The sequence below is a fragment of the Streptomyces sp. R21 genome, assembly GCF_041051975.1.
Taxonomy (GTDB): domain Bacteria; phylum Actinomycetota; class Actinomycetes; order Streptomycetales; family Streptomycetaceae; genus Streptomyces.
This window is the reverse complement of record NZ_CP163435.1, coordinates 8,384,305-8,408,847: the sequence shown is the minus strand read 5'-3', so window position 1 is coordinate 8,408,847 and position 24,543 is coordinate 8,384,305. Positions and strand designations below refer to the sequence as shown.

Here is a 24,543-nt window from a genome sequence, read left to right as displayed (position 1 = left end):
ACCCTCCGTCCCTCATTGCGAGGTGCCCATGAGCACGACCCCTCCCTCCCAGGCCCTGACCGCCGATTCCGCTCCCGGCACGGCCCAACCCACCACCCCTGACGGCGCGTTCGGCTGGCTGCGCGCCCTGAGTCCGCGGGGCCGACGCGCCTTCGGCGGCGCGTTCGGCGGCTATGCCCTCGACTCGTACGACTACTTCACGCTGCCGCTGAGCATGGTCGCGCTCGCGGCGTACTTCGGCCTGGACAGCGGCCAGACCGGCCTGTTCACCACCGTCACACTGGTCGTCTCGGCGGTCGGCGGCGCCATCGCGGGCGTGGTCGCGGACCGGATCGGACGTGTCAAGGCACTGATGATCACCGTGGCCACCTACGCGGTGTTCACCGTGGCCTGCGGGTTCGCGCCCAACTACGAGACGCTGCTGGTCTTCCGCGCCCTTCAGGGCCTCGGCTTCGGCGGCGAGTGGGCGGTCGGCGCGGTCCTGGTGGCCGAGTACACCAGTGCGAAGCACCGGGGCCGCACGCTGGGCGCGGTGCAGAGCGCCTGGGCCGTCGGCTGGGCGCTGGCCGTGATCGTCTACACGCTGGTCTTCCAGTACCTAGGCGACGATCTCGCCTGGCGCGTGATGTTCTGGACCGGCGCGCTGCCCGCGTTGCTCGTCGTCTGGGTGCGGCGCCGGGTGCACGACGCGCCGGAGGCGGCCGCCGCGCGCGAGAAGAGCGCCCGCAAGGGCTCGTTCGCGGCGATCTTCAAGCCCGCCACGGCCGACTCCCCGGGCCTGCTGCGCACCACGTTCTTCGCGGTGCTGCTCTCCACCGGCGTCCAGGGCGGCTACTACACGCTGGCCACGTGGGTGCCGACGTACCTGAAGACGGATCGCGGTCTGTCCGTCGTCGGCACCGGCGGCTACCTCACGTTCCTGATCTCCGGAGCCTTCATCGGGTACCTCACCGGTGGCTATCTGACCGACCGGCTGGGCCGCAAGCGGAACATCCTGCTCTTCGCGGTCCTCTCGGCGGTCGGCATCCTCGTGTACGCCAACATCCCCAGCGGTGCCAACACACTGCTCCTGGTGCTCGGTTTCCCCCTGGGCTTCTGTATGTCGGCGATCTTCAGCGGCTTCGGCTCGTTCCTCAGCGAGCTGTACCCGACGGCGGTGCGCGGCACCGGGCAGGGCTTCACGTACAACACCGGCCGTGCCGTGGGTGCCGTCTTTCCCACGACCGTCGGCTTCCTCGCCGACAGCTGGGGCGTCGGCGGCGCCCTGGTCTTCGGTGCCGTCGGCTACGCCCTGGCGGCGCTGGCGCTGCTCGGGCTGCCCGAGACGCTCGGGAAGGAGCTCCGGTGAACCGCACCGCACAGGACCGCCCGTTGAGCCTTGTCGACGGCCACGCGCACGCGTGGACCCCCAAGAAGGCGCGCTCCCTGTTCCGTTCGGGCGTGTCGGGGCCCACCGCCGGAGTCGCCGCCGGCCACACCCAGGCGAACCTGATCTCGGTGCCCGCCGACTGGGCGTACGACATGCTGCTGTTCTGTCAGCGCAACCAGAAGCCGTGCCCCGTCCTCGACGTCACCGACGCCGGCTCCTGGACGACCGTCCTCGCGGAAGGCGCGGACCTGCGCACCGACCTGCCCCGCTATCGCGTGTGGGAGCACGGCGAACTGGTCGAGGAGCCCACGGACGTGGTCGGCCGCTGGCGCGAGGACCTCGTCACCTTCCTCCTCGGGTGCAGCTTCACCTTCGAGTGGGCGCTGACCGGGGCGGGCGTCCCGCTGCGCCACCTCGAACAGGGCCGCAACGTCTCGATGTACGTGACCGGACGCCAGTGCCGCCCGGCCGGCCGGCTGTACGGCCCCATGGTGGTGTCGATGCGCCCGGTCCCGCCCGAGCACCTGGCCGCGACGATCAGGGAGAGCAGCCTGTACCCGGCCGTCCACGGCAGCCCGGTGCACTGCGGCGAGCCGTCGGTGCTCGGCATCGAGGATCTCTCGCGCCCCGACTTCGGCGATCCGGTGGACCTCGCACCGGACGACATCCCGGTGTTCTGGGCCTGCGGAGTGACTCCCCAGGCGGCCGTGATGGCGTCGCGCCCGCCCTTCGCGATCACCCACGCGCCCGGCCAGATGCTCGTCACGGACACCCGCGACGAGCAACACCGCGTGCTCTGAGCACACGAGCCGTACCGCGTGCTCTGGACGCGCGTGTTCCGAACAGGAGAAACAGAGAGCTCATGACCCCGATCGATCTCAACGCCGACCTCGGCGAGGGCTTCGGCCGCTGGCGGCTCACCGACGACGAACAACTGCTGTCCGTCGTCACCAGCGCCAATGTGGCCTGCGGCTTCCACGCCGGGGACGCGGCCACCATGCGGCGGGTGTGCGACCTGGCGGCCGCGCGCGGCGTACGGATCGGCGCCCAGGTCTCCTACCGCGACCTGGCGGGGTTCGGGCGGCGCGCGATGGACGTACCGCCCGACGAGCTGGCAGCCGAAGTGGCGTACCAGATCGGCGCCCTGGAGGTCTTCGCCCGCGCGGCGGGCACGCGCGTGTCCTACGTGAAACCGCACGGCGCGCTCTACAACCGTGTCGTGCACGACGAGGAGCAGGCGGGCGCGGTCGTCGACGGCATCCTGCTCGCGGACGCCGCCCTGCCCGTGCTCGGCCTCCCCTCCTCGCGCCTGCTGAACCTCGCCGAGAAGGCCGGACTGCCCACCGCCACCGAGGCGTTCGCGGATCGCGCATACACCGAGGAGGGCACCCTGGTGCCGCGCACCCAGGACGGCGCGGTGATCACGGACGCCGACGTCGTGGTCGAACGCTCGGAGAACCTGGCCCGCTTCGGCACCGTGACGGCCCACTCCGGGGAACGCATCGCCGTCCGCGCCCGCTCGCTGTGTCTGCACGGGGACACACCGGGCGCGGTGGAGCTCGCCCGTCGGGTCCGCGCCCGGCTGGAGTCCTCGGGCGTCCGCGTGGCGGCGTTCGCATGAGGGCCCTGCCGGTCGGCGAGCGCGCGCTGCTCGTCGAGGTGTCCTCGGGCGAGTCGGCCCAGGCCCTGCACGCGGAGCTGCTGCGCCGCCGCGCGGACGGCTCCCTCTCCGTGCGCGAGATCGTCCCCGCGGCCCGCACGGTCCTCCTGGACGGCGTGGACGACCCGGCCCGGCTGGCGGCCGGACTCGCCTCGTGGCGGATCCCACCGCTGCCCGCGCGCGCGGAGGAGGCGGTCGAGATCGCCGTACGGTACGACGGCCCGGACCTGGCCGATGTCGCGGCCCTGTGGGGTGTGACGGAGGCCGAGGTTCCGGTGATCCACGCGGCGGCCGAGTTCCGCGTCGCCTTCTGCGGATTCGCGCCCGGCTTCGGTTACCTCACGGGGCTCCCCGCCCGGTACGACGTCCCCCGCCGGGAGACCCCGCGCACGAGCGTCCCGGCGGGTTCCGTGGGCCTCGCGGGCCCGTACACCGGCATGTATCCCCGTGCCTCGCCGGGCGGCTGGCAGCTGATCGGCACCACGGACGCCGTTCTGTGGGACCACGCGCGCGTGCCGGCCGCTCTGCTGGCCCCCGGCACGCGGGTCCGCTTCGTACCGGTGAGGCAGGCATGACCGACCGGGCCCTCTCCGTCGTCCGTGCCGGGGCACTGACCACCGTCCAGGACCAGGGCCGCCCCGGCCACGCCCACCTCGGCGTGCCGCGCTCCGGGGCCCTGGACGCGCCCGCCGCCGCCCTCGCCAACCGTCTCGTCGGCAACCCGCCCGAGGCCGCCGTGCTGGAGACCACACTCAACGGCTGCGCCCTGCGCACGCGTTCGACGGTCACCGTGGCGGTCGCGGGCGCACCCTGCCCGGTCACCGTGGACGGCCGTCCGGCGCCCTGGGGTGCTCCCGTGCGCCTCCCCGCGGGGGCGCTGCTGAACGTCGGCGCCGCCGACCGGGGGCTGCGCAGCTATGTCGCCGTCTCGGGCGGAGTGGCCGTCGACCCGGTGCTCGGCAGCCGCTCCACGGACCTCCTCTCCGGGCTGGGCCCACCGCCCCTCACCGACGGCATGGTGCTGCCCCTGGGACGCGCCGCCGCGGGGCACGCGCGCGTGGACGTCGTCCCGCATCCCGGCCCGCCGTCCGAACTGGTCCTGCGCGTGACGCCGGGCCCGCGCGACGACTGGTTCACGGAGTCGGCCCTGCGCACCCTGACCCTGCGCGCCTTCCGGGTGTCCTCCGCGAGCAACCGCATAGGCCTGCGGACGGAAGGGCCCTCCCTGGAGAGGGCCGTTTCCGGCGAACTCCCCAGTGAGGGCATGGTCCTGGGCGCCGTCCAGGTCCCCCCGGACGGCCGCCCGGTCGTCTTCCTCGCCGATCACCCGACCACCGGCGGCTACCCGGTGATCGCCGTCGTCGACCCGAGGGACCTGCCCTCCGCGGCACAGGCGGTACCGGGCACCCCCGTCCGGTTCACGGCGGTACGACGCCGACAGTGACCCTCATGCCGCATCCGGCCGCTCCGCCACCGAGAGTGCGGCCAGCGCCGACGCGACCGCGTGGGAGGCGGTCAGGTCGAGGCGGGCGCTGGTGCCGCGGGCACGGTGGCGCACCTCGTCGGCGGCCAGGGTGAGCAGCTGCGGGAGCAGGTCGGTGCAGCGCCGGGCGACCCAGCCCGTGCCGGCGGTGGCCAGCCACCACAGGCTCGCCGACCGGGAGGGGACGGGGAACTCGGGCTCGGCGGAGGGCGCCGGGCCGGTGGCGAGGCCCGCCTCGGCGAGCAGGGCGTGGAAGCGGACGGCGAGCTGCCGGTGCCCCCGCTCCCCGGGATGCAGCCGGTCCGCGCTCCACATGGCACGGTCGGTCAGCCAGGCGCCCTCCGCCGCGTGCAGGTGCACCGCGCCGTACCGCTCGGACAGGGCGTGAACGACCGTGTTGACGGCCCGCTGCCGCCGGGCGAGCGGCCGGGCCAGCGCGCCGGGCAGCCCCAGCATCGCGCCGGGATCGGGCAGACAGGCGGTGAGGAGCACCGCGCCCTGTGCCGTGAACGCCGCGTACACCTGGTCGAGCCGGGCGGCCACGGCATGGATGTCGAAGGTGCACCGCAAGGTGTCGTTGACGCCGATGACGACGGACACCAGGTCCGGCAGCAGCGCCAGCCCGGCCGGGGTCTGCCGTTCCAGCACGTCCCGGGACTGGGCTCCGCTCACCGCGAGGTTGGTGAACTCCACGGGCGCGTCCTCGGGCGCGAGTCCGGCGGCGAGCAGCGCGGCCCACCCGCGCCAGTTCTCGTCGACGGGGTCGCCCACCCCCTCGGTCAGCGAGTCCCCGAGCGCCACGAACCGGAGGGGTCTCATCCGACGCCCTCCTGCAGCCGGGTCCGCAGCGGGACCTCCGCGTCGTGCGCGGCGAGGAACGCCGCCACCGAGGCGTCCCAGCCGAAACACTCGGCACGCGCGCGTGCCGCCTCCCTGCGCACGCTCTCGGGTCGCCCGAGCAGGAGCCGTACCGCGTCCGCGAAGGACTCCCCACTGTCGGCAGCGGTGGCCCCGGCGGACCCGACGACCTCCGGCAGAGCGGACGACGCGCTGGCCACCACGGGCGTGCCGCAGGCCATCGCCTCCAGGGCGGCGAGCCCGAACGTCTCGGCGGGACCGGGGGCCAGGCACACGTCGGCCGAGGCCTGGAGCGCGCCGAGCGCGTCGCGGTCGCCGACATGGCCGAGGAAGGTCACGGGCAGCCGCCGTTCCCGGGCCCGCTGTTCGAGGCGGGCCCGCAGCGGGCCGTCGCCGGCGACGACGAGCACCGCGCGCCGGCCGCGCCGCAGCAGCGCCTCCAGCGCGTCGAGCGCCGTGCCCGGCCGCTTCTCCACGGACAGCCGGGAGCACATCACGAGCAACGCCTCGTCCACGCGCGCGTACCGGGCGCGGACATCGGGATCGCGCAGCGTGGGGTGCCGTCCCGTCAGGTCGACGCCCAGCGGGGCCCGTACGACGTTGCGGGCACCGATCCGCACGAACTCGCGCTCGGCGAACTCCGTGGTGCACACCACGCGCGCGTAGGTGTGTGCCGTACGGACGTTGAGGGCGTCGGCGGTCCGCCGTGCCATGCCCTCGGAGAGCCCCCAGGTGCGGAGCACGCCGTCGGCGGTCTCATGGGAGACCATCACCGCGGGCACCCGGGCCCGGCGCGCCCACACGCCGGTCCAGCGCAGGGTGGTCCGGTCGCAGACCTCCAGCCGGTCGGGGGCGAGCGACTCAAGGAGGGCGGCGATGTGACGCTTGCCGGTGAGGACGCGATAGCCGCCGGTGCCGGGCAGCAGCGGCCCGGGCAGGGTGATCACCCGTCCCTGCTCGGTGTCCTGGTCGGTGGCTCGTTCTCCGGGGATCACGAGGACCGGCTCGTGCCCGGCCTTCCGGTAGCCGGTGCCCAGTTCCCGCAGGGCGGTGCGCAGTCCGCCCGACGTGGGGGCGACGAAGTTGGCGAGCCGTACGATCCTGAGGCTCATGCCGCCACCGCCGTCCGCGACGAGAGGACGTCGGCGTAGTGCCCGATGAGCTGGTCGCCGACGGCCGCCCAGGTGCGGCCCTCGACGGTGGCGCGCCCGGCGGCGCCGTAGGCGGTCCGCAGGCCGGGATCGGCGAGCAGGGACCACACCGCGTCGCGCACGGCGTCGGCGTCGCCCGGCGGCACCAGCAGCCCGGTGCGCCCGTGGGCCACCAGGTCCAGCGGTCCGCCCGCCGCGGGCGCGACGACCGGTACACCGCTGGCCATGGCCTCCTGCACGGTCTGGCAGAAGGTCTCGAACGGGCCGGTGTGCGCGAAGACGTCCAACGAGGCGAAGATCCGGGCGAGTTCGTCGCCGGTGCGGCGGCCGAGGAAGACCGCGCCGGGGAGCGTCTCGCGCAGGGAGGTCTCGCTGGGGCCGTCGCCCACTATGACCACGCGTACGCCGTCCAGCGCGCAGGCGGCGGCGAGCAGTTCGACCTGTTTCTCGGGGGCGAGCCGGCCGACATAGCCGACGATCAGCTCGCCGTTCGGGGCGAGTTCACGGCGCAGTGCCTCGTCCCGGCGGTCGGGGCGGAAGCGGACGGTGTCCACACCGCGCGGCCACAGCCGCACCCGGGGCACACCGTGTGCCTCCAGGTCGTGCAGGGCCGCGCTGGACGGGGCGAGGGTGCGGTCGGCGGCGGCGTGCACGGAGCGGATGCGCCGCCAGGCGGTGGCCTCGCCCGCACCCATGTACGTACGGGCGTATCCGGCGAGGTCGGTCTGGTAGACGGCCACGGCGGGGATGCCGAGCCGGGCGGCGGCCGCCATGCCGCGGACGCCGAGGACGAAGGGGCTGGCCAGGTGGACGAGGTCGGCGCGGTGTTCGGTGATCGCCGCGGCGACGCGCCGGCTGGGGAGGGCGACGCGGACCTGGGGGTAGCCGGGGAGCGGGAGGGAGGGGACACGGACGACGGGGCACGGCGCGAGGGCGTCGGGCCCGTGCCCCGCGGCGGTGGCGGGGGCGACGACGAGGGGAGAGTGACCGCGATCGACGAGGTGCCGGGCGGTCTGGAGCGCGCAGTGGGCCACGCCGTTCACATCGGGGGGAAAGGACTCGGTCACGATGACGACACGCATACCCGTGTTGTCGCCGTGCCGGACGTGGCCACGTCAACGTCGATCTTTCCGGACGAGGAACGTCCCATGAGCGTTGCGCGGCACACCCGAGCAGGTCGGGCGGCGTCCACGTCCGGCGGCCCCCCGGGTCACCGCACGTTCATATGGCGGGCATGTCGGGCCCCATCCGGCTGCGGACGGCTGTCTGGACCTCCGCCTCCTCGGCCGGGTCCGTGGCCAGCCGGCGGAGCTGGTCGACGACGCGCGTGTCACCGGTCTCGGCGTGCCGCGCGGCGACCTCGCGGGTGGACTCCTCGCAGTCCCACAGGCATTCGACGGCGAAGCCGGCGGGGAAGGAGGGGTCGGTGGCGGCGAGGGCGCGGGCGGCGCGGCCCCGCAGATGGGAGGACGCCGTCTCGCGGTAGATATGGCGCAGCACGGGCGCCGCGCAGCCGATGCCGAGCCGTCCGGTGCCGTCGACGAGAGTCCACAGGGTCGGCGCGTCGGGGCCTTCGCCGCGGATCGCCTCCCGCAGGGCGCCGAGGACCAGCTCGCTGTCCTGTGCGCCGCCCCGGCAGGCGAGCATCCGTCCGGCGGCGGTGCCGAGCGCGTCCGGCCGGTGCGCCCAACTTCGCGCCCGGTCCACGGCGGCGACACTGCGCATCCGTTCGAAGGCATCCACCGCGGCATCGACAGCGGCCGTCGAGCCGTCGGCCACCGCGCCCTCGATCAGGTCGAGGGCGTCCGGATCGTTGTTGTCGGCGAGATAGCGCAGGGCGGTGCAGCGAGCGCCGTCGTCGCCGGACCGTGCGGCCTCGACGATCTCGGCCCGGTTCTCCGGGCCCGCGACGGCCGCGAGACAGCGGGCGGCCGGTACATGGAGCGCGGCTCCGCGTTCGATGCCCTGCTGGGCCCACTCGAAGACGGCCTGCACGCTCCAGCCGGGACGGGGCCCGGACGGTCGCATCTGGCGTTGCCAGCGGTCGAAGGAGCCGGTCTCCTGGGCGGCACGCACGCGCCCGCCCACGGCGGCCCGCGGATCCTCGGCCCACAGCCGCCAGGGCCGGGGCTCGAAGGCGTCGCGCACGGTCGCGGCGAGTTCGGCCTCGCCCTCCGCGTCGGCGGGGAAACGGGCCAGCACGGGCTCAGCGAGGGCGCGCAGGCCCGCGTCGTCGTCGCGCAGGGCCAGCTCGTCGAGGGCCCACGCCCAGCCGGTGCCCGAGGCGGCGTAGCGCCGCAGCAGTTCGAGGGCGTCCCGCCTGCCGTACGAGGCGAGGTGCCCGAGGACCGCGAGGGCGAGCCCGGTGCGGGACTCGCACGTGTCGAGGATGTCCTCGGCGTCGAAGAGGTGCCGCTCGATCTCGTCGAGCTCACCGCTCAGATCGAGGTAGAGACGGGCGTAGTACAGGGAGCGGTTCTCCACCTGCCAGTCGTGGCGGGGGTCGCGCAGCACACAGTGGTTCAGCGCCGCGAGCGCTTCTGCGCGCGGGGCGGTGAGTGCGTGCAGCGTGCCGTCACCGCGGCCCCTCTGGAGCAGGCCGAGCAGCGTACCGCTGGGCGCTATGACCGGATCGAACATGGGAAACAGCCTCACATCAAGCGTCGACGCAACCGGGGATCGTGCTTTACCTGGCCGCGTGACAACACGTCGGGGCGCCCGCCGTTTCCTGCTTGCTGTAGACCATCTTCCTCTGCCTCTCGTCGGTGGCCCATACGGGCCGCATCACGGCCCGCGCGGTGCGGCAACACTTGCCCAGCCATCGCGTCCGTGAATCACGACGTCATGATGACTCGGCAGTTCTTCCTGCCGCGACCGTATTTCCGGCGGCCCCGTTCCGCCTCCCCCATTTTCTGCGTTTCGCCTGGTCAGGGCGTTCGAGTCAGTGTGCGCCGAACAATTCGAGCAGTTCTGCCTTGCCGAACATCCGCGCCGTGTCGACCGCCGAGGGCGTACCCGAGGCCGGGTCGGCGCCCGCCTCCAGAAGGGCGCGGATGACCGCTTCCTCGCCCTTGAACACGGCTCCGGCGAGCGGGGTCTGGCCCCGGTCGTTGATCCGGTCCGCCTCGGCGCCGCGCTCCAGGAGGGCACGCACCGCCTCGGCATGGCCGTGATAGGCGGCGAGCATCAGGAGCGAGTCGCCGCGGTCGTTGGTGAGGTTGGCCGGAACGCCCGCGTCGACGTAGGCCACCAACGCCTCGGTCTCGCCCCGGCGGGCCAGATCGAAGATCTTGGTCGCCAGCTCCACGACCTCCGGGTCGGGGGCTTCGCTCATCGGCCGGACCGCCTCTCACTACGACTGCAACGGGGACTGCGTGAGCGTACGGCAGCGAGCGGTGCGGCCGTACGGGTGAATCGCCAGCGTACTGGCTTCGGCAGCACATGACGGGACCCGCCCGAGGCAAGGATCAGCACGGGTCCCACAAGCGACAGGGGCCACAAAAGACCTGCTCAGGCGGCCCGAAACAGCTCCACCATGTGGGTGAAAAACGACGAAATTCACCCACTTGCACCTTTTATCGTATGGATACATCCTGTGAGCCTGGAAGAACTCATGGTGACTGTCCCCCTTCAACCAGGAGAGCTCAAATGATCCTGTCCATCTCAGGCGTCGTCCTGCTCGGCATCATCGTCTTCCTCTTCTTCCGCAAGGACGGCCTCAAGGCCTCGCACGCCATGGTCTGCGCACTCTTCGGCTTCTATCTCGCGGGCACCGCCATCGCCCCGAGCATCACGGCCGGCGGGGCGAGCCTGGCAAGCCTCCTCGGCGGGATCAAGTTCTGACCCTCGTCCCCATCGCACGCACCTCCAGGAGACAGCAGTGGCCCGGCGCCCCCTCCCCCGCATCCTGAGCAACGGCACCGCCCAGATCGCCCGAAGCCGGGAGCTGGCCCGGACGGCAGCCGACAGCGCCACCGACGTCCTCCACCCACTGATCACGATCACTCGTGGACTGCGCCGGCTGGCAGCCGCCGGGCGGCGCAGATGGGCCGCCACTCCCAAGGACCGGCGCGGGCCGCTGCTGTTCCTGGTGGCCTCGGTGATCCTGGTCGTGGCCCTGGTGCCGTACGGACCGCTGCTCGCCGTCATCGCTCTGATGGCGGCGGCAGCCTGGGCGGGCCGGGACCGCACCGAGCCCGCGCCCGAGGGCCCCGACGAATCGCAGGTCCAGCGCCTCCAGTCGCTGTACGAGGCCCTGGTCCCGTACTTCTCGGCCGCCGAGGACCCCGCTCCGCTCTACGCCCACGGCGGGGAGTGGGAGAAGGCGTTCCCGGCGTACGACTTCGACGACACCGGGCGCGTGTCCCGCCTCCTCGTCCGCTACCCGGCCTACTTCACGGACGGCGAGGCGGACTGCCGCGCCCGCATCGAGCAGCTGCTGCACGCCAAGGCGGGCCGCGGCCGCGAGTACCACTTCGAGTGGGACGAGGAGGGCAACCAGCTCGCGGTCACCGTCCTGCCACCGCTCCCCACCGACATCGCCGCCCAGCACTTCGTCACGGCACCGGGCGAGACGGTCCTCGGCTTCACCGACCCGACGGACGTCCAGCGCACGCTCCCCCTCACCCACGGCGAGGAGCAGCGCGACGTCCCCCCGGTCGTGTGGCGCACGGGCGTCCGCTCCACGGAGCCCCACCTCCTGGTCGCGGGCGAACCGGGCAGCGGCACGAGCACGCTGCTGCGCTCCGTCGCGCTCCAGGCCCTGCGCCACGGCGATGTCCTGATCGTCGAGGGCGGCGGCACCGGCGAGTACGCGTGCCTGACCGGCCGCGACGGCGTGCTGGCCGTCGAGTGCGGTCTGACCGGGGCACTGGCGAGCCTGGAGTGGGCCGCCCACGAGACGGAACGCCGTCTGATCGCCGCGAACCGCGCCCGACAGGCGGGCCACCCGGCGCCCGACGACACCAAGCGCCCCCTGTGGATCCTGCTGGACCGCCCGAGCGCCCTGGGCCATGTCGCCGCCGCCGACGGCCACCCGGACCCGCAGTCCCTGCTCCAGGTGCCGCTGCGGCACGGCCGCGCGGCGAACGTGACGGTCGCGGTGGCCGAGCACTTCGACACCCTGGACGCCCTCAACGACGCCGTACGCCAGCACACGCGCGCCCGGGTCGTTCTGGGCCCGGCGTCGCCCGACCGGCTCGAAGCGGTCCTGGGCGCCCCGCCGCACACGACCCCCACCAAGGACGTGCCGCCCGGCCGCGGCTACGCCCGCCTGGGCACCGGCCCGGTGCTCCGTCTCCAGGTTCCGGCCACGCCGGACCCGTACGACGACGCGACGAGCGACACCCACCGCCGTGCGGTCCTGGACCTGCTGCCGGGCCGCACGACTCCGGCGGACGCGGAGCCGGTTCCCGCCGAGCCGGTCCCCGCGGAGGCAGCGGTCGTCGAGGGCTGATCAGGCCCGCTGCGCGGCGGCCAGCCGGACGCACACGGCCAGCCCGCGGATGGCTTCCTCGACCTCGGCGAGTTCCGGATAGGTCGGCGCGATCCGAATGATCGCGTCGGCCGGGTCGTCCCCGTGCGGATGGGTGGCCCCCGCCGGGGTGAGCGCGATCCCGGCGTCCTTGGCCAGCCGCACCACTGCCTTCGCCGTCCCCTCCGGCACGGTCAGCGAAATGAAGTACCCACCCACCGGCTTCGTCCAGGAAGCGAGCCCGGAACCCCCCAGTTCCTCCCCGAGAATCCGCTCCACAGCGGCGAACTTCGGCCCGATGATCTCCGCGTGCCGCCGCATATGTGCACGAACGCCGGCCTCATCCTTCAGGAAGAAGGCATGCCGCAACTGATTGACCTTGTCCGGCCCGATCGTCCGCTTGGCCACCACCCCGAGCCACCACGCGATGTTCGCCTCGGACGCACCGAGGAACCCGACCCCGCTGCCCGCCAGGGTGATCTTCGAGGTGGACCCGAACACGAGCGCCCGGTCCGGATGGCCGTGCTCGGCGCACAGGGCGAGGAAGTCGGCGAGCGGCGTCTCCACCTCCGTCAGGTGGTGCACGGCATAGGCGTTGTCCCAGAAGACCCGGAAGTCGGGCGCGGCGGTGCTCATGGCGGCCAGCCGCCGCACGACCTCGTCCCCATAGGTGACACCACTGGGGTTGCTGTACTTGGGCACGCACCAGATGCCCTTGATCCCGGCGTCCTCGGCGACGAGCCGCTCGACGACGTCCATGTCCGGACCCTCGTCGGTCATCGGCACCTGGATCATCTCGATCCCGAAGCGCTCGGTCAGCGCGAAGTGCCGGTCGTACCCCGGCACCGGGCACAGAAACGCGATACGCGGCTCGTCGGCCCACCGCCGCTCACTCCCGGGAACCCGGCTCAGCAGCGCCTGCACCACCACATCGTGCATCAGCTCCAGACTCGAATTCCCGGCGGCCAGCAACTGCTCGAGAGGCACCTGCAACGCCCCGGCAAAGATCCGCCGAAGCTCAGGCAGCCCCTTCAGCCCCCCGTAGTTGCGCACATCGGTACCGTCTTCGGCTACACGCACGTCACCGGGCAGAGCCAGCAACTCATTGGCAAGATCCAACTGCCGAGGAGACGGCTTGCCACGGGTGATGTCCAGCGAGAGGCCGCGTCCGACAAGCGCCGCATAGTCACTACGGGCACGATCGACGTCGACAGGTGCAGTGGTCATGCCCCCACGCTAGCCCCGCCCCGACACCCCGCGGACGCCGCCCCGACATCCGAGACGGCAGCGCCCCCAGACCGGCACCCGCCCACATACGGCAGGGGCCGTGCTCCCGACGGTCAGGCGCCCCACCAGCTAAGCCACAAAGGTCCGGGGGTCCTCAGAAGCGCCACTGACCCCGTCCTCGACCAGCCGCGCCGCCGCAGCCAGCCGAATCGCCGCCTCCTCGGCCACCGCACCCCCCACAGTGAACGGCAACCGCACATACCCCTCAAAAGCACCGTCCACGCCGAAGCGGGGACCGGACGGCACCCGCACCCCGACCCGCTCCCCCACCTCGGCCAGCCGAGACCCCGAGAGCCCCCCGGTCCGCACCCACAACGTGAGCCCACCCCCCGGCACCGAGAACTCCCAGGACGGCAGCTCCCGCCGCACCGCGGCGACGAGCGCGTCCCGGTTCTCCCGGGCCTGCCCCCGCCGGATGTCCACGGCCTGCTCCCAGCCCCCGGTGCTGAGCAGCCAGTTCACGCCCAGCTGCTCCAGCACGGGTGTCCCCAGATCGGCGTACGCCCGCGCGGCGACCAGGCTCCGGATGACATCCGGAGCCGCCCGCACCCACCCGATCCGCATCCCGGCCCAGAACGCCTTGCTCGCGGAGCCGACGGTGATGACGGTCGACCCGGCGGGGTCGAAGCCGCACACGGGCCGCGGCATCTCCAGGCCCTCGTCGAGGTGCAGCTCACTCATGGTCTCGTCGACGACGAGCACGGTGCCCGCCGACCGGGCCGCGTCGACGAGCTGCCGCCGCTGGTCCTCGTCGGCGAGCGCCCCCGTGGGGTTGTGGAAGTCGGCGACGACGTACGCGAGCCGCGGCGCCGCATCGCGCAGCACCTGCCGCCAGCGGTCCATGTCCCAGCCGGCGAGCCCCTCGGCCATGGCGACGGGCACCAGCCGGGCCCCCGCCTCCCGCATCAGCTGCAGGATGTTGGCGTACGAGGGCGACTCGACGGCGATGCGTTCACCGCGCCCGGCGAAGAGGTGGCAGATCGCGTCGATCGCGCCCATCGCGCCGGTCGTCACCATGATCTGCTCGGGCATCGTCGGAATGCCGCGCGCGGTGTACCGGTCGGCGAGCGTGGCGCGCAGGGCGGGCAGCCCGGCCGGGTAGTCGCCGTGCGTGTGCGCGTACGGCGGCAGTTCCTCCAGGGCGCCCTGGACGGCGCGGGTGAGCCATGGCTCGGGCGCGGGGAGCGCCGCGCAGCCGAGGTCGATCATGGAGCCGAGGGCCTCGGGCGGCAGCGGCTCCAGGCCGCGCGCGGGCAGCGGGTTCCCGGCGGGCACGGCGGTCCAGCTGCCCGCGCCCCGGCGGGACTCCAGGAAGCCTTCGGCGCGCAGCGCCTCGTAGGCGGCGGCGACCGTCGTACGGCTCACGGACAGCGACAGGGCGAGTTCCCGCTCGGCGGGCAGCCGGGCGGCGACCGGCACCCGGCCCTCCAGCACGAGCAGCCGGACGCCGTCGGCGAGCGCGCGGTAGGCGGGCGGGCGGCGCGTGCCGGGTCCGGCGGGCCGCTCCTGCTGGGAGGTGAGCAACCGGGCGAGCTGCGCCGCCCCCACCGCCGAAGTCCACTGCGCCATGTCTACCAGTCCACCTTCCCCGAATTGGCCATGGATGGCTTCTCTTTCCAAGCCACAGAGTGTCATGCATCAGGCCACTGCGACCACAGGGGGGCACTTCTTGTCCACACAGAGCCGTTTCGCGCGACGGTTGATCCAGCTGTACGTCGGCCTGGCGCTGTTCGGCGCGAGTTCCGCGCTCCTCGTGGAGGCGGGCCTCGGCCTGGAGCCCTGGAACGTGCTCCACCAGGGCCTCGCGAAGCTGACCGGCATGACGATCGGGGTGGTGTCGATCTTCGTGGGCGCCGCGGTGCTGCTGCTGTGGATCCCGCTGCGCCAGCGCCCGGGCCTCGGCACGGTCTCCAACGTCTTCGTGGTCGGCATCGCCATGGACGGCACCCTCACCCTGGTCCCCGACGCCCACGGTCTGCTGATCCGCGTCCCGCTGCTGGTGGCCGGCATCGTCCTGAACGGCGCGGCCACCGGCCTCTACATCTCCGCCAGCTTCGGCCCGGGCCCGCGCGACGGCCTCATGACGGGACTGCACCGCCGTACCGGCCGCTCGATCCGGCTGATGCGGACGGGAATCGAGGTGGCGGTCGTGGTCAGCGGCTTCGCGCTCGGCGGCACCATCGGCATCGGCACCGTCCTGTACGCGCTGTCCATCGGCCCGCTGGCCCAGGTGTTCCTGCGGGTGTTCGCCGTCCCGTCGGCATCGGGCGGCAGCTCGGTGGTTGCCGCCGGTCAACCGGAGCGCGCGATACTGCGTCCGTGACCACGCCGATACGCCACCCCTACCTCGACCATCCCGGCCCGATCGCCTTCGCCCACCGGGGCGGCGCCGCGGACGGCCTCGAGAACACCGTGACCCAGTTCCGGCGTGCGGTCGAGGCGGGCTACCGCTATCTGGAGACGGACGTGCACGCCACGGCCGACGGCCGGCTCGTCGCCTTCCACGACTCGACCCTGGACCGGATGACGGACGGTGCGGGCCGGATAGGGGACCTCTCCTGGCAGGACGTGAGCCACGCGCGCGTGGCGGGCAAGGAACCGGTCCCGCTCTTCGAGGAGCTCCTGGAGACCTTCCCCGAGGCGCGCTGGAATGTCGACGTCAAGGCCGAGCCCGCGCTGCGCCCGCTGCTGGAGCTGCTCGAGCGCACGGGCGCCTGGGACCGCGTGTGCGTCGGCTCGTTCTCCGAGCCGCGCGTCGCCCGCGCCCAGCGTCTGGCCGGCCCCCGCCTGGCCACCTCCTACGGCACCCGGGGCATCCTGGGCCTGCGCCTGCTCTCGTACGGCATCCCTGCATCGCTGCGCCGCTCGGCCGTCGCCGCCCAGGTGCCCGAGTCCCAGTCGGGGATCCCCGTGGTCGATCACCGCTTCGTGCGCGCCGCCCACGCGCGCGGGCTGCAGGTGCACGTGTGGACCGTGAACGAACCGCAACGCATGCACCGGCTCCTGGACCTGGGTGTCGATGGCATCATGACCGATCACATCGACACGCTGCGCAAGGTCCTGGAGGACCGGGGCACCTGGGCCTGAGTCCCCGAAGGACCCCTCGAAAGGCCCCTCGCGCGGTCCGTTCACGGGGAAGCGAGGAGCACGGGTGAGCACCGACACCGTGCGGGCACAGGAAGCCGAAGAGGCGGCTGCGGCCGCCGAACGACGGCGCGAACAACGCGGCTGGTACTTCTACGACTGGGCGTGCTCCGTCTACTCGACGAGTGTGCTGACCGTGTTCCTGGGCCCCTATCTGACCTCGGTCGCCAAGTCGGCGGCCGACGCCGACGGCTTCGTGCATCCTCTGGGGATCCCGCTGCGCGCCGGGGCCTTCTTCGCGTACTCGGTCTCCGCGTCCGTCATCCTGTCGATCTTCGTGATGCCGATCGCGGGCGCTGCCGCCGACCGCACGGGCCGCAAGAAGCCACTGCTCGCGGCCGCCGCCTACGTGGGCGCAGCGGCCACCACGGGCATGTTCTTCCTGGACGGCGACCGCTATCTGCTCGGCGGCCTGCTGCTGATCGTCGCCAACGCGTCGGTGGCCGTGTCGATGGTGCTCTACAACTCCTACCTTCCGCAGATCGCCCCTCCCGAGGAGCGCGACGCGGTCTCCTCCCGCGGCTGGGCCTTCGGCTACGCGGCGGGGTCCCTGGTGCTGGTCGCGAACCTGGTCCTGTTCACGGCCCATGACACCTTCGGTGTCTCCGAGTCGACGGCCGTCCGCATCTGCCTGGCCTCGGCGGGCATCTGGTGGGGAGCCTTCACCCTGATCCCGCTCAAGCGGCTGCGCGACCGCCGCCCGGCCCCGACCGCCGGGGCGGCGCCGTCCGGGCACGGCTGGCGGCAGCTGGCGGCCACCGTGCGGGACATGCGCGGCAAGCCCCTCACCCTCTCCTTCCTGCTCGCCTACCTCGTCTACAACGACGGCATCCAGACGGTGATCTCGCAGGCCTCGGTGTACGGCTCGGAGGAACTGGGCCTCAGCCAGTCCACCCTGATCGCCGCCGTGCTGCTGGTGCAGGTGCTCGCGGTGGCCGGCGCCCTCGGCATGGGACGGCTGGCCCGCACCTACGGCGCGAAGCGCACCATCCTCGGCTCACTGGTCGCCTGGACCGTGACACTCGGCGCCGGGTACTTCCTGCCGGCGGGCGCGCCCGTCTGGTTCTTCGTGCTCGCCTCCGGGATCGGTCTGGTCCTCGGCGGCAGCCAGGCTCTGTCCCGCTCCCTGTTCTCGCATCTCGTGCCGCCCGGCAAGGAGGCCGAGTACTTCTCTGCGTACGAGATGAGCGACCGCGGTATGAGCTGGCTGGGCCCGCTTCTGTTCGGTCTGACCTACCAGCTGACGGGAAGTTATCGGGACGCGATCATCTCGCTCGTGGCCTTCTTCGTCATCGGATTCGTGCTGCTCGCGAGGGTGCCGGTGGCCCGGGCGGTGCGCGACGCGGGCAATCCCGTACCCGACAGGATTTAGCGCCAGAGGCCAAAGGCCGGTAGTGTACGCGTTTGGCCTGCCAGGCGTACCGTTACTGCGCGTCAAAGATGGCGAAACGCTGGGTGACATCTACTGTCAGATGTGACAAACCGGGCGCAGGTGGGTACAACAAGGGGCGGCTACGACGGCGACGCATGACCCGGAACGGGAATCTTTACCGCCGACCGGACGTTGACCGGATGACGACGACAGCGACACCTGTCCTGTGGGCGACAAGCCCGGGAGGCACGATTCATGAGTGAGCGAGCTCTTCGCGGCACACGCCTCGTAGTGACCAGCTATGAGACGGACCGCGGCATCGACCTGGCTCCGCGCCAGGCCGTGGAGTACGCATGCGAGAAGGGGCACCGGTTTGAGATGCCCTTCTCGGTGGAGGCCGAAATTCCGCCGGAGTGGGAGTGCAAGGTCTGCGGGGCCCAGGCACTCCTCGTGGACGGCGACGGCCCTGAGGAAAAGAAGGCCAAGCCCGCGCGTACGCATTGGGACATGCTGATGGAGCGGCGCACCCGCGAGGAGCTCGAAGAGGTCCTCGAAGAGCGTCTGGCGGTTCTCCGCTCCGGCGCGATGAACATTGCGGTGCATCCGCGGGACAGCCGCAAGTCCGCGTAATCCCTCCGGGGGTTGGGCGGCATAGTGCACGAAACCGCAGGCACCGTACGCCAAGTACGGTGCCTGCGGTTTCGTGCGTCCAAATGCGCCCGGGTCCCGGGCTAGAAGCCGTCCTTCTCGTCCCTGATGACCTCGCCCTGGACGATCTTGCCGTCGGGGCGGTGGATGCGGGACTGCTGGTAGGCGTCGCCCAGGCTGCCCTCAGCCGCCGCACGCATCTTGCGGTCGATCGTGCGCTCGGCGTAGGCGCTCAGGGTCTTCTGGACCGGCGGGACGAGCAGGAGAAGCCCCAGGGCGTCGGAGATCAGGCCCGGGAGCATCAGGAGCAGACCGCCGAGCATCATCAGCCCGTTGCCGTTGCCGCGACCGGCGGGGGGTGTCATGCCGCTCTGCTGCTGTTGCAGCGTCTCGCTCAGGTTGCGGAAGGCCCGGCGCCCGGCCCGCTTGATGACCACAGAGCCGAGCACGAACCCGGCGACCAGCAGCAGGAAGACGGTGAACCCGCCGGCGGCGCTCGCCACCACGGTGAGCAGCCAGATCTCCAGCACGAGCCATGCGGCGATGCCGAGCGGCAGGAAGGTGCGCAGCCGGGAACGCCGCGGCCGGGCGGGGTAGGTGGGGGTCGGTGCGCCAGTCGTCATGCATCCAGTGTGCCTGGGCACAGCTCAGCGCGGGATAAGGGAATGATCAACAGCGCCTGCGGAGTCGTACGACCGCGGCTGTGAGGCCGTACGACTGCGTCTGCCAGGCCCTGCGGCTACGACCGCTTGCCGCGGCCGAGGACCTTGCCGACCCGCTCTCCCACGCCCCACGTGGTGACCCGCCACAGGGCCTCGACGAGGATGTCGCGGCTCATCTTGGAGTCGCCCAGCTCCCGCTCGACGAAGGTGATCGGCACCTCGACGACGTGGAAGCCGGCCCGGACGGCGCGGCGGGCCAGGTCGACCTGGAAGCAGTACCCCTGGGAGGCGACCTCGGCGAGGCCGAGGCCTTCGAGGGTCTCGCGGCGGAAGGCGCGGTAGCCGCCCGTGACGTCGCGGATCGGAACGTCGAGCAGGACGCGGGAGTAGAGGCTGCCGCCACGGGAGATGAACTCGCGGGACTTGGGCCAGTTCACGACCCGCCCGCCCGGCACCCAGCGCGAGCCGAGAACCAGGTCGGCGCCCTTCAGGGCGGTCAGCAGCCGGGGCAGCTCCTCGGGCTGATGGGAGCCGTCGGCGTCCATCTCGATGAGCACGCCGTAGCCGTTGTCCATGCCCCAGCGGAAGCCCGCGAGGTAGGCGGCACCCAGGCCTTCCTTGCCTTTGCGGTGCAGCACCTGGACCTGGTCGTCCTCGGCGGCCAGCTCGTCGGCGAGCTTGCCCGTGCCGTCGGGGCTGTTGTCGTCGGCCACGAGAACGTGCGCGTCGGGCACGGAGGTCCGCACCCGGGCGACGATCTTCTTGATGTTCTCCGCCTCGTTGTAGGTCGGGATGATCACCAAGGCCGTGCCGAGCGGGCCGAACCGTCTCCCCTGGGCCTCTGCCGCGAGGGTCCCGTCGCCGTCGTTCACTACTGCCCCTTCATGTCCGTACGCAGGGGTCCACCATAGTGGCCGTTACCTGTGCTTCCGCGTCGGCGCGTTAGTACGGGGGTGTCGATTCGCCTAGAGGCGGGTAAGAGCGCGTCTCCGGGTCGGAGCACGCGTGCTGCGGATCGGGGCCCGGCGCCCTTCGGGCCGACCTGGGACCCGCTGGCTGCGGGTCGACCTAAAGCCGTTGTCTACTGGACGTCCGGGCCCCACCCGGGTCACACCAAGCCGACTGACTGAACGTTCCCTCGCCTGGCGCGTGCGCTGGGCCTGGCTCCCAGTGTGGTGCGCCGGTGCGGCACACCACCCCTGACCCAGCGGCGCTTCGGCGAGTGCTCGGAAGTTCCCCGGTCGGACGTCCGGTGGTGGACCCGCCAGAACCTACCGGCCCGTTGCGGCCAGCTGTCAACAGTCGTTTGACCTGCGGCTTTTCCCTCAATCGCCTGGTCAGCGCGGAGGATACGCAGGTCGCGCGACGCGGCTGCCGGCACGGATGGGGGCCCCGCCACCCCCGGACATCACTCGTCCGGCCGTACGAATACCGTGCGGCCGCCGACGACGGTGCGCAGGCAGACGGGCAGGTCGCCCCCGGGCGTCAGATCCGGCAGCCCGGGGGTGCCGGAGCGGGGGTCGGTGGACCAGCGCGCGACCCGGTCGTCGGGGGCCTGCACGACGAGCTCGTCGGTGCGCCACACGGCGTAGTCGGCGGGCGCGCCCGGCACCAGGACACCCGCGTCGTCCCGTCCGACCGCACGCCATCCGCCGCGCGTATGCGCGGTGAACGCGGCGCGCACGGACACCCGGTGCTCGGGCGTGCGGTGGAAGGCAGCGGCGCGGACGGTGCCCCACGGGTCCAGCGGCGTGACCGGGCTGTCGGAGCCGAAGGCGAGCGGGACGCCCGCGCGAAGCAGGGCCGCGAACGGGTTGAGCGTGCGGGCCCGCTCCGCGCCCAGGCGCTCGGCGTACATGCCCTCCTCGCCGCCCCACAGCGCGTCGAAGGCGGGCTGGACGGAGGCGGTGAGGCCGAGTTCGGCGAAGGCGGCGATGGTCTCGGGGGTGAGCATCTCGGCGTGCTCGATTCGGTGCCGGGCGGCGCGGACGCGGGCCAGGCCGACCTTCTCGGCGGCGGCGCGCATGCCCTCGACCACCGCGGTCACGGCGGCGTCCCCGATGGCGTGGAAGCCCGCCTGGAGGCCCGCCTCGGTGCACGCGGCGACATGGGCGGCGACAGCGGCGGCGTCCAGGTAGGCGGTGCCCGTGTGGTCGGCGTCGGCGTACGGCCCGTGCAGGCACGCGGTGTGCGAGCCGATGGCGCCGTCGGCGAAGAGGTCGCCGGCCGCGCCGATCGCGCCCAGCGCGCGGGCCCTTTCGATGCCTTCCTCGCCCCACTCGGCCCAGTAGCCGACCACGCGGGGCCCGGGCTCCTCGGCGGCGAGCCGCAAGAGCCCCGTGAGGTCGTCCTCGGAGGAGATGTCCGGGCCCGCGCACTCGTGGACCGAGCCGATGCCGAGCGAGGCGGCGCGGGCGAGCGCGGCGCGCTGGGCCTCGGTGCGCTGGGTGGCGGTGACGGCGCCCAGCGCGGTGGCCCGTACGGCGTGGTGGGCGTCGCTGGTCAAGGGGCCGTCCTCGTAGCCCCTGGCCCCGGGGACGAGATCGAGGAGCGCCGTGGTGACGACCGCCGAGTGCACGTCGATACGGGAGAGGTAGAGCGGACGTCCGCCGGTGGCCTCGTCGAGTTCGGCGCGCGTCGGCGGGCGGCCACCGGGCCAGCGGGCCGCGTCCCAGCCGTGACCGAGCAGGACCCGGTCGCCGGGGCGCGCGGCGGCGAAGTCGCGTACGCGGGTGAGGGCCGCCTCCAGGGAGGGGGCGTCGGACAGGTCGAGGCCGGTGAGGGCGAGGCCGGTGGCGGTGGTGTGCACGTGGGCGTCGGTGAACGCCGGGGTGACCAGCGCGCCTTCGAGGTCCACGACCGTGTCGACGCCGTCCGCGAAGGCGTCGGCGGCGCCTTCGGAGCCGACCCAGGCGACCTGCCCTCGTTCGACAACCATCGCGGTGGCGAAGGGGTCGGCGGGGCTGTGGACTTCTCCACCGCGCAGCAGCACGGTGCGATGGTCTCTGCGACTGGCGGTGCTCTCACTCATGGGCACTAGTCTCGCGCCCTCGCCCTCCCGCGCTGCACCTGGGGCATCTCAGGAACGAGCCCGGCGCTGTCTGCTGTGCCCACCCGCTCCGCCCTGCGGAACGCCTGCCCACAGCAGACCCGGCTCAGACGCGCGGCGGTCGTGCCTCGTACGGCGTCGACAGGACCACCGTCGTACGGGTCGACACGCCCGCCAGGGAGCGCAGGCGGGCCAGGAGCTCCTCGAGTTCGTGCGGGGTGGCCACGCGAACCTTGAGGATGTAGTTCTCGTCGCCCGCGACGCTGTGGCAGGCCTCGATCTCGGGGACGTCGGCAAGGCGCTCCGCGATGTCGTCCGGGGCGCTGGGGTCGAACGGTTTCACCGAGATGAACGCGGTCAGGGGCAGCCCGACGGACTCGGGGTCCACGACCGCGGCATAGCCGCGGATGACTCCGCGCTGCTCCAGGCGGCGCACTCGCTGGTGCACGGCCGACGTGGACAGGCCCGTGGCCTTGCCCAGGTCTGTGTAACTCATCCGCCCATCGGCGACGAGCAACTGCACGATCTGTCGGTCGAGCTCCTCCATGGCGCAAGAACCTACAGGTCCCTTGATCCTGGCGGATACCTGAGCCACGCAGGTCATACCCTGTTCGTGATGTGGCTGAGAGCGGCCTGTGCGCCGCGCGGGGACATATCCGCCGGGCCGGGCATCTGCGAGTGGCATGTGACGAACGCCACATAGCTGGAACCGGGTCCGTGATGTTCTCGTGATTACCGCAGAGACGGGACGGGAAGTGCTTGCTGTGGTCGAGGCCGCAGCGCCTTTTCGGCCCAGCCCGAGGGGGAGAATCCCATGCAGAGTCTTAAGCGCCCTGGTCGTACTGCGCCCAAGCGGCAGCAGCCGGTGGTCGAGCCCGAGCCGGAGGGCGTCGAACCGGACGCCGACGGTGAGGAGTTCGACGCGTACGACACCTTCGAGATGTACCGGGTGATCTGCCCGGACTGCTCGCAGCCGATCGCGCTCCTGGCGGACGAGGAAGTCCTTCCGGAGCACGCGCTGTGCGCCTCGCCGTGGAACCCGTTCGGCCTCACGGTCTGCGCCGGTACGGGTCGCGGGGCGGCCGACGCCCGCCCCGCCGACGAGTCGGCAAAGCCTCAGGAGCAGCACACCGCCCTCCTGTTGACGCTGCCTCAGGGCCTGGACTGGCGGACGCAGCCGTTCTCGCATGTCGGCGGTCCGGGTTCGCGCCCGATGCGGGTCCCCGAGATGCGAGGCCAGGCCGCCTGAGTCGCCTCGCGGGCAACCCGCGTCAGTCCCAGTAGCTGCCCTGCACCATGGCCCGCAGGCTGCCGTGGTGCAGGATCAGTGTGTCCGGGTCCGCGGGGACGGAAACCTCGCCGAAGTGCGCCTGGCGGTAGGCGACGCGCAGCATCACGATCGCGTGCCGCAGGGCCGCGTACAGCGTGTGGAAGTCCATGTCCCGCGGTGTGTGGCCGGTGAGTTCGGCGTAGCGCCGCTCCACGCTGTCGCGGCGCAGGAAGTCCGGCAGTCCGGGCTGTCCGAAGCTCATGGTCAGGTCCTGGAAGAAGCGGTGGAGGTAGACGGTCCAGCCGAGGTCGACCTCGCGCGGGGCCAGGGAGGCCATCTCCCAGTCGAGCACCGCCGCGGGTTCGAAGCCCTCGTAGACGACGTTCCCGATGCGCGCGTCGCCCCAGTTGAGCACCGGCGCGCCCTCGTCGTGCGGCCACAGGTCGTCGAGCCGGTCGAAGGCGCTTTCGATGAGGGGTGAGCGTGACAGCCCGTCAGTCACCCATGCGTAGTACGCACGTTGGGAATCGACATGACGGCGCAAGGGGCTGCCGTTGCCGGGCGCCGCGAGGAACTCGGCCTCCTTCACGGGTGCTTGGTCGTGCAGGCGGGCCAACAGGCCTACGGAGGCAGCCTCCAGGTGCGCGCGTTCGTCGTCGCTCGCCGCGTGCAGCCAGTTTCCCTCGTACGTGTAGGGCATGACGTCCGGCGGCACCCGCCCCTCGACGCGCTCCATGACGAAGAAGGGCGCCCCGAGCGGCCCGGGATCCTCCTCCAGCCACAGCACGCGCGGCACGGGTACGTCGGTGTGCTCGGCGACCAGGCGCATCGTGCGGTACTGCGCGCGCATGTCGTAGACCGGGAAGACGGTGTACGCCGCCGGGTCCGCCGCCAGCCTCAACGCGCAGGCGCGCAACGGAGGTTCGGGGTGCTCGATGTCGAAGAGGAGGGTCTCGCTGGACATGCCGTTCGACTCGGGGACGCCGACGCCGACCGCCTTGGCGCCGGGCAGCCGGGTGTCGAGCCAGACGGTCAGGCGGCGGGCGAGTTCCTCCGGGTCGCGGGTGCTCGTGCGCGGGCGGGGTGCCGTGCTCATCTCGCCACTCCCTTCGGGGAC

General features: G+C 72.5%; 24 protein-coding genes. 12 read left to right on the top strand and 12 right to left on the bottom strand.

Annotated elements, in window-relative coordinates; all coding sequences use genetic code 11:
* The first annotated feature begins 28 nt into the window (after nucleotides 1–28).
* From AB5J56_RS37485 to AB5J56_RS37465, 5 genes are all read left to right on the top strand, one after another.
* Nucleotides 29–1,348: an MFS transporter gene (locus AB5J56_RS37485; RefSeq protein WP_369239634.1), complete on the top strand. Its 1,320-nt coding sequence runs from the start codon at nucleotides 29–31 to the stop codon at nucleotides 1,346–1,348.
* Nucleotides 1,345–2,169: a putative hydro-lyase gene (locus AB5J56_RS37480; protein WP_369239632.1), complete on the top strand. Its 825-nt coding sequence runs from the start codon at nucleotides 1,345–1,347 to the stop codon at nucleotides 2,167–2,169. The genes AB5J56_RS37485 and AB5J56_RS37480 overlap by 4 nt, the downstream gene beginning before the upstream one ends.
* A gap of 62 nt (nucleotides 2,170–2,231) precedes the next feature.
* The gene (locus AB5J56_RS37475; RefSeq protein ID WP_369239630.1) at nucleotides 2,232–2,990 is read left to right on the top strand and encodes a LamB/YcsF family protein; all 759 of its coding nucleotides are present in this window, start codon (nucleotides 2,232–2,234) and stop codon (nucleotides 2,988–2,990) included.
* A complete protein-coding gene (locus AB5J56_RS37470) occupies nucleotides 2,987–3,604 on the top strand; it encodes an allophanate hydrolase subunit 1 (protein ID WP_369239628.1) in 618 nt (205 codons plus the stop codon). Before AB5J56_RS37475 ends, AB5J56_RS37470 begins: the two co-directional genes overlap by 4 nt.
* Entirely contained in the window at nucleotides 3,601–4,473 is an 873-nt protein-coding gene (locus AB5J56_RS37465; protein WP_369239626.1) for a biotin-dependent carboxyltransferase family protein, read from the top strand. Before AB5J56_RS37470 ends, AB5J56_RS37465 begins: the two co-directional genes overlap by 4 nt.
* Before the next feature lie 3 nt (nucleotides 4,474–4,476).
* Here the strand turns inward: AB5J56_RS37465 and AB5J56_RS37460 are convergent, their stop codons facing one another.
* From AB5J56_RS37460 to AB5J56_RS37440, 5 genes are all read right to left on the bottom strand, one after another.
* On the bottom strand, nucleotides 4,477–5,331 hold the full coding sequence (locus tag AB5J56_RS37460; protein WP_369239624.1) for an SGNH/GDSL hydrolase family protein: 855 nt from the start codon (nucleotides 5,329–5,331) through the stop codon (nucleotides 4,477–4,479).
* Nucleotides 5,328–6,482: a glycosyltransferase gene (locus AB5J56_RS37455; protein WP_369239622.1), complete on the bottom strand. Its 1,155-nt coding sequence runs from the start codon at nucleotides 6,480–6,482 to the stop codon at nucleotides 5,328–5,330. Before AB5J56_RS37455 ends, AB5J56_RS37460 begins: the two co-directional genes overlap by 4 nt.
* Complete coding sequence (locus AB5J56_RS37450) at nucleotides 6,479–7,603, bottom strand: glycosyltransferase family 4 protein (RefSeq protein WP_369239620.1); 1,125 nt, start codon at nucleotides 7,601–7,603, stop codon at nucleotides 6,479–6,481. Before AB5J56_RS37450 ends, AB5J56_RS37455 begins: the two co-directional genes overlap by 4 nt.
* A gap of 139 nt (nucleotides 7,604–7,742) precedes the next feature.
* Nucleotides 7,743–9,161 carry a HEAT repeat domain-containing protein gene (locus AB5J56_RS37445; protein WP_369239618.1) on the bottom strand — a complete coding sequence of 473 codons (1,419 nt, stop codon included), beginning with the start codon at nucleotides 9,159–9,161 and terminating at the stop codon, nucleotides 7,743–7,745.
* 301 nt (nucleotides 9,162–9,462) lie between these two features.
* Entirely contained in the window at nucleotides 9,463–9,855 is a 393-nt protein-coding gene (locus tag AB5J56_RS37440; protein WP_369239616.1) for an ankyrin repeat domain-containing protein, read from the bottom strand.
* Nucleotides 9,856–10,169: 314 nt separating this feature from the next.
* Between AB5J56_RS37440 and AB5J56_RS37435 the strand changes: the two genes are divergently transcribed.
* Together AB5J56_RS37435 and AB5J56_RS37430 are read left to right on the top strand one after the other, a co-directional pair.
* Nucleotides 10,170–10,364 carry a hypothetical protein gene (locus AB5J56_RS37435; protein WP_356147615.1) on the top strand — a complete coding sequence of 65 codons (195 nt, stop codon included), beginning with the start codon at nucleotides 10,170–10,172 and terminating at the stop codon, nucleotides 10,362–10,364.
* Nucleotides 10,365–10,401: 37 nt separating this feature from the next.
* Entirely contained in the window at nucleotides 10,402–11,976 is a 1,575-nt protein-coding gene (locus AB5J56_RS37430; protein ID WP_369239614.1) for a hypothetical protein, read from the top strand.
* On the opposite strand, the gene AB5J56_RS37425 is transcribed toward AB5J56_RS37430, so the two are convergent.
* Nucleotides 11,977–13,221, bottom strand: a complete 1,245-nt coding sequence (locus AB5J56_RS37425) for an aminotransferase class I/II-fold pyridoxal phosphate-dependent enzyme (RefSeq protein WP_369239612.1) — start codon at nucleotides 13,219–13,221, stop codon at nucleotides 11,977–11,979.
* Between the two features lie 129 nt (nucleotides 13,222–13,350).
* Nucleotides 13,351–14,850, bottom strand: a complete 1,500-nt coding sequence (locus AB5J56_RS37420) for a PLP-dependent aminotransferase family protein (protein WP_369239610.1) — start codon at nucleotides 14,848–14,850, stop codon at nucleotides 13,351–13,353.
* A 64-nt stretch (nucleotides 14,851–14,914) separates the two neighbouring features.
* On the opposite strand from AB5J56_RS37420, the gene AB5J56_RS37415 reads away from it, so the two are divergent.
* From AB5J56_RS37415 to AB5J56_RS37400, 4 genes are all read left to right on the top strand, one after another.
* Complete coding sequence (locus AB5J56_RS37415) at nucleotides 14,915–15,604, top strand: YitT family protein (RefSeq protein ID WP_369239608.1); 690 nt, start codon at nucleotides 14,915–14,917, stop codon at nucleotides 15,602–15,604.
* A complete protein-coding gene (locus tag AB5J56_RS37410) occupies nucleotides 15,601–16,368 on the top strand; it encodes a glycerophosphodiester phosphodiesterase (RefSeq protein WP_369239606.1) in 768 nt (255 codons plus the stop codon). The genes AB5J56_RS37415 and AB5J56_RS37410 overlap by 4 nt, the downstream gene beginning before the upstream one ends.
* Nucleotides 16,369–16,432: 64 nt before the next feature.
* A complete protein-coding gene (locus AB5J56_RS37405; RefSeq protein ID WP_369239604.1) occupies nucleotides 16,433–17,797 on the top strand; it encodes an MFS transporter in 1,365 nt (454 codons plus the stop codon).
* Nucleotides 17,798–18,052: 255 nt separating this feature from the next.
* A complete protein-coding gene (locus AB5J56_RS37400; RefSeq protein ID WP_003977404.1) occupies nucleotides 18,053–18,427 on the top strand; it encodes an RNA polymerase-binding protein RbpA in 375 nt (124 codons plus the stop codon).
* 101 nt (nucleotides 18,428–18,528) lie between these two features.
* Here AB5J56_RS37400 and fxsA read toward each other — a convergent pair whose 3' ends face one another.
* From fxsA to AB5J56_RS37380, 4 genes are all read right to left on the bottom strand, one after another.
* Nucleotides 18,529–19,068 (bottom strand): FxsA family membrane protein, encoded by a 540-nt coding sequence (gene fxsA, locus AB5J56_RS37395; RefSeq protein ID WP_369239602.1) that lies wholly within the window; start codon nucleotides 19,066–19,068, stop codon nucleotides 18,529–18,531.
* A gap of 116 nt (nucleotides 19,069–19,184) precedes the next feature.
* Nucleotides 19,185–19,979: a polyprenol monophosphomannose synthase gene (locus AB5J56_RS37390; RefSeq protein ID WP_369239600.1), complete on the bottom strand. Its 795-nt coding sequence runs from the start codon at nucleotides 19,977–19,979 to the stop codon at nucleotides 19,185–19,187.
* 536 nt (nucleotides 19,980–20,515) lie between these two features.
* Nucleotides 20,516–22,138, bottom strand: coding sequence for an amidohydrolase (locus tag AB5J56_RS37385; RefSeq protein WP_369239598.1), 1,623 nt, complete (start codon nucleotides 22,136–22,138; stop codon nucleotides 20,516–20,518).
* 124 nt (nucleotides 22,139–22,262) lie between these two features.
* On the bottom strand, nucleotides 22,263–22,703 hold the full coding sequence (locus AB5J56_RS37380) for an Lrp/AsnC family transcriptional regulator (protein ID WP_369239596.1): 441 nt from the start codon (nucleotides 22,701–22,703) through the stop codon (nucleotides 22,263–22,265).
* A 267-nt stretch (nucleotides 22,704–22,970) separates the two neighbouring features.
* On the opposite strand from AB5J56_RS37380, the gene AB5J56_RS37375 reads away from it, so the two are divergent.
* The gene (locus tag AB5J56_RS37375; protein ID WP_369239594.1) at nucleotides 22,971–23,405 is read left to right on the top strand and encodes a hypothetical protein; all 435 of its coding nucleotides are present in this window, start codon (nucleotides 22,971–22,973) and stop codon (nucleotides 23,403–23,405) included.
* A 22-nt stretch (nucleotides 23,406–23,427) separates the two neighbouring features.
* Here AB5J56_RS37375 and AB5J56_RS37370 read toward each other — a convergent pair whose 3' ends face one another.
* Nucleotides 23,428–24,522: a phosphotransferase family protein gene (locus AB5J56_RS37370; RefSeq protein ID WP_369239592.1), complete on the bottom strand. Its 1,095-nt coding sequence runs from the start codon at nucleotides 24,520–24,522 to the stop codon at nucleotides 23,428–23,430.
* Nucleotides 24,523–24,543: the final 21 nt, after the last annotated feature.

What these genes read in the sequence shown, in the direction of transcription:
- AB5J56_RS37485 (WP_369239634.1), top strand. Translation starts at nt 29, where the DNA reads ATGAGCACGACCCCTCCCTCCCAGGCCCTGACCGCCGATTCCGCTCCC.
- AB5J56_RS37440 (WP_369239616.1), bottom strand. Translation starts at nt 9,855, where the DNA reads ATGAGCGAAGCCCCCGACCCGGAGGTCGTGGAGCTGGCGACCAAGATC.
- AB5J56_RS37435 (WP_356147615.1), top strand. Translation starts at nt 10,170, where the DNA reads ATGATCCTGTCCATCTCAGGCGTCGTCCTGCTCGGCATCATCGTCTTC.
- AB5J56_RS37460 (WP_369239624.1), bottom strand. Translation starts at nt 5,331, where the DNA reads ATGAGACCCCTCCGGTTCGTGGCGCTCGGGGACTCGCTGACCGAGGGG.
- AB5J56_RS37425 (WP_369239612.1), bottom strand. Translation starts at nt 13,221, where the DNA reads ATGACCACTGCACCTGTCGACGTCGATCGTGCCCGTAGTGACTATGCG.
- AB5J56_RS37385 (WP_369239598.1), bottom strand. Translation starts at nt 22,138, where the DNA reads ATGAGTGAGAGCACCGCCAGTCGCAGAGACCATCGCACCGTGCTGCTG.
- AB5J56_RS37455 (WP_369239622.1), bottom strand. Translation starts at nt 6,482, where the DNA reads ATGAGCCTCAGGATCGTACGGCTCGCCAACTTCGTCGCCCCCACGTCG.
- AB5J56_RS37370 (WP_369239592.1), bottom strand. Translation starts at nt 24,522, where the DNA reads ATGAGCACGGCACCCCGCCCGCGCACGAGCACCCGCGACCCGGAGGAA.
- AB5J56_RS37380 (WP_369239596.1), bottom strand. Translation starts at nt 22,703, where the DNA reads ATGGAGGAGCTCGACCGACAGATCGTGCAGTTGCTCGTCGCCGATGGG.
- fxsA (WP_369239602.1), bottom strand. Translation starts at nt 19,068, where the DNA reads ATGACGACTGGCGCACCGACCCCCACCTACCCCGCCCGGCCGCGGCGT.
- AB5J56_RS37450 (WP_369239620.1), bottom strand. Translation starts at nt 7,603, where the DNA reads ATGCGTGTCGTCATCGTGACCGAGTCCTTTCCCCCCGATGTGAACGGC.
- AB5J56_RS37400 (WP_003977404.1), top strand. Translation starts at nt 18,053, where the DNA reads ATGAGTGAGCGAGCTCTTCGCGGCACACGCCTCGTAGTGACCAGCTAT.
- AB5J56_RS37375 (WP_369239594.1), top strand. Translation starts at nt 22,971, where the DNA reads ATGCAGAGTCTTAAGCGCCCTGGTCGTACTGCGCCCAAGCGGCAGCAG.
- AB5J56_RS37465 (WP_369239626.1), top strand. Translation starts at nt 3,601, where the DNA reads ATGACCGACCGGGCCCTCTCCGTCGTCCGTGCCGGGGCACTGACCACC.
- AB5J56_RS37445 (WP_369239618.1), bottom strand. Translation starts at nt 9,161, where the DNA reads ATGTTCGATCCGGTCATAGCGCCCAGCGGTACGCTGCTCGGCCTGCTC.
- AB5J56_RS37470 (WP_369239628.1), top strand. Translation starts at nt 2,987, where the DNA reads ATGAGGGCCCTGCCGGTCGGCGAGCGCGCGCTGCTCGTCGAGGTGTCC.
- AB5J56_RS37415 (WP_369239608.1), top strand. Translation starts at nt 14,915, where the DNA reads ATGCATCAGGCCACTGCGACCACAGGGGGGCACTTCTTGTCCACACAG.
- AB5J56_RS37420 (WP_369239610.1), bottom strand. Translation starts at nt 14,850, where the DNA reads ATGGCGCAGTGGACTTCGGCGGTGGGGGCGGCGCAGCTCGCCCGGTTG.
- AB5J56_RS37475 (WP_369239630.1), top strand. Translation starts at nt 2,232, where the DNA reads ATGACCCCGATCGATCTCAACGCCGACCTCGGCGAGGGCTTCGGCCGC.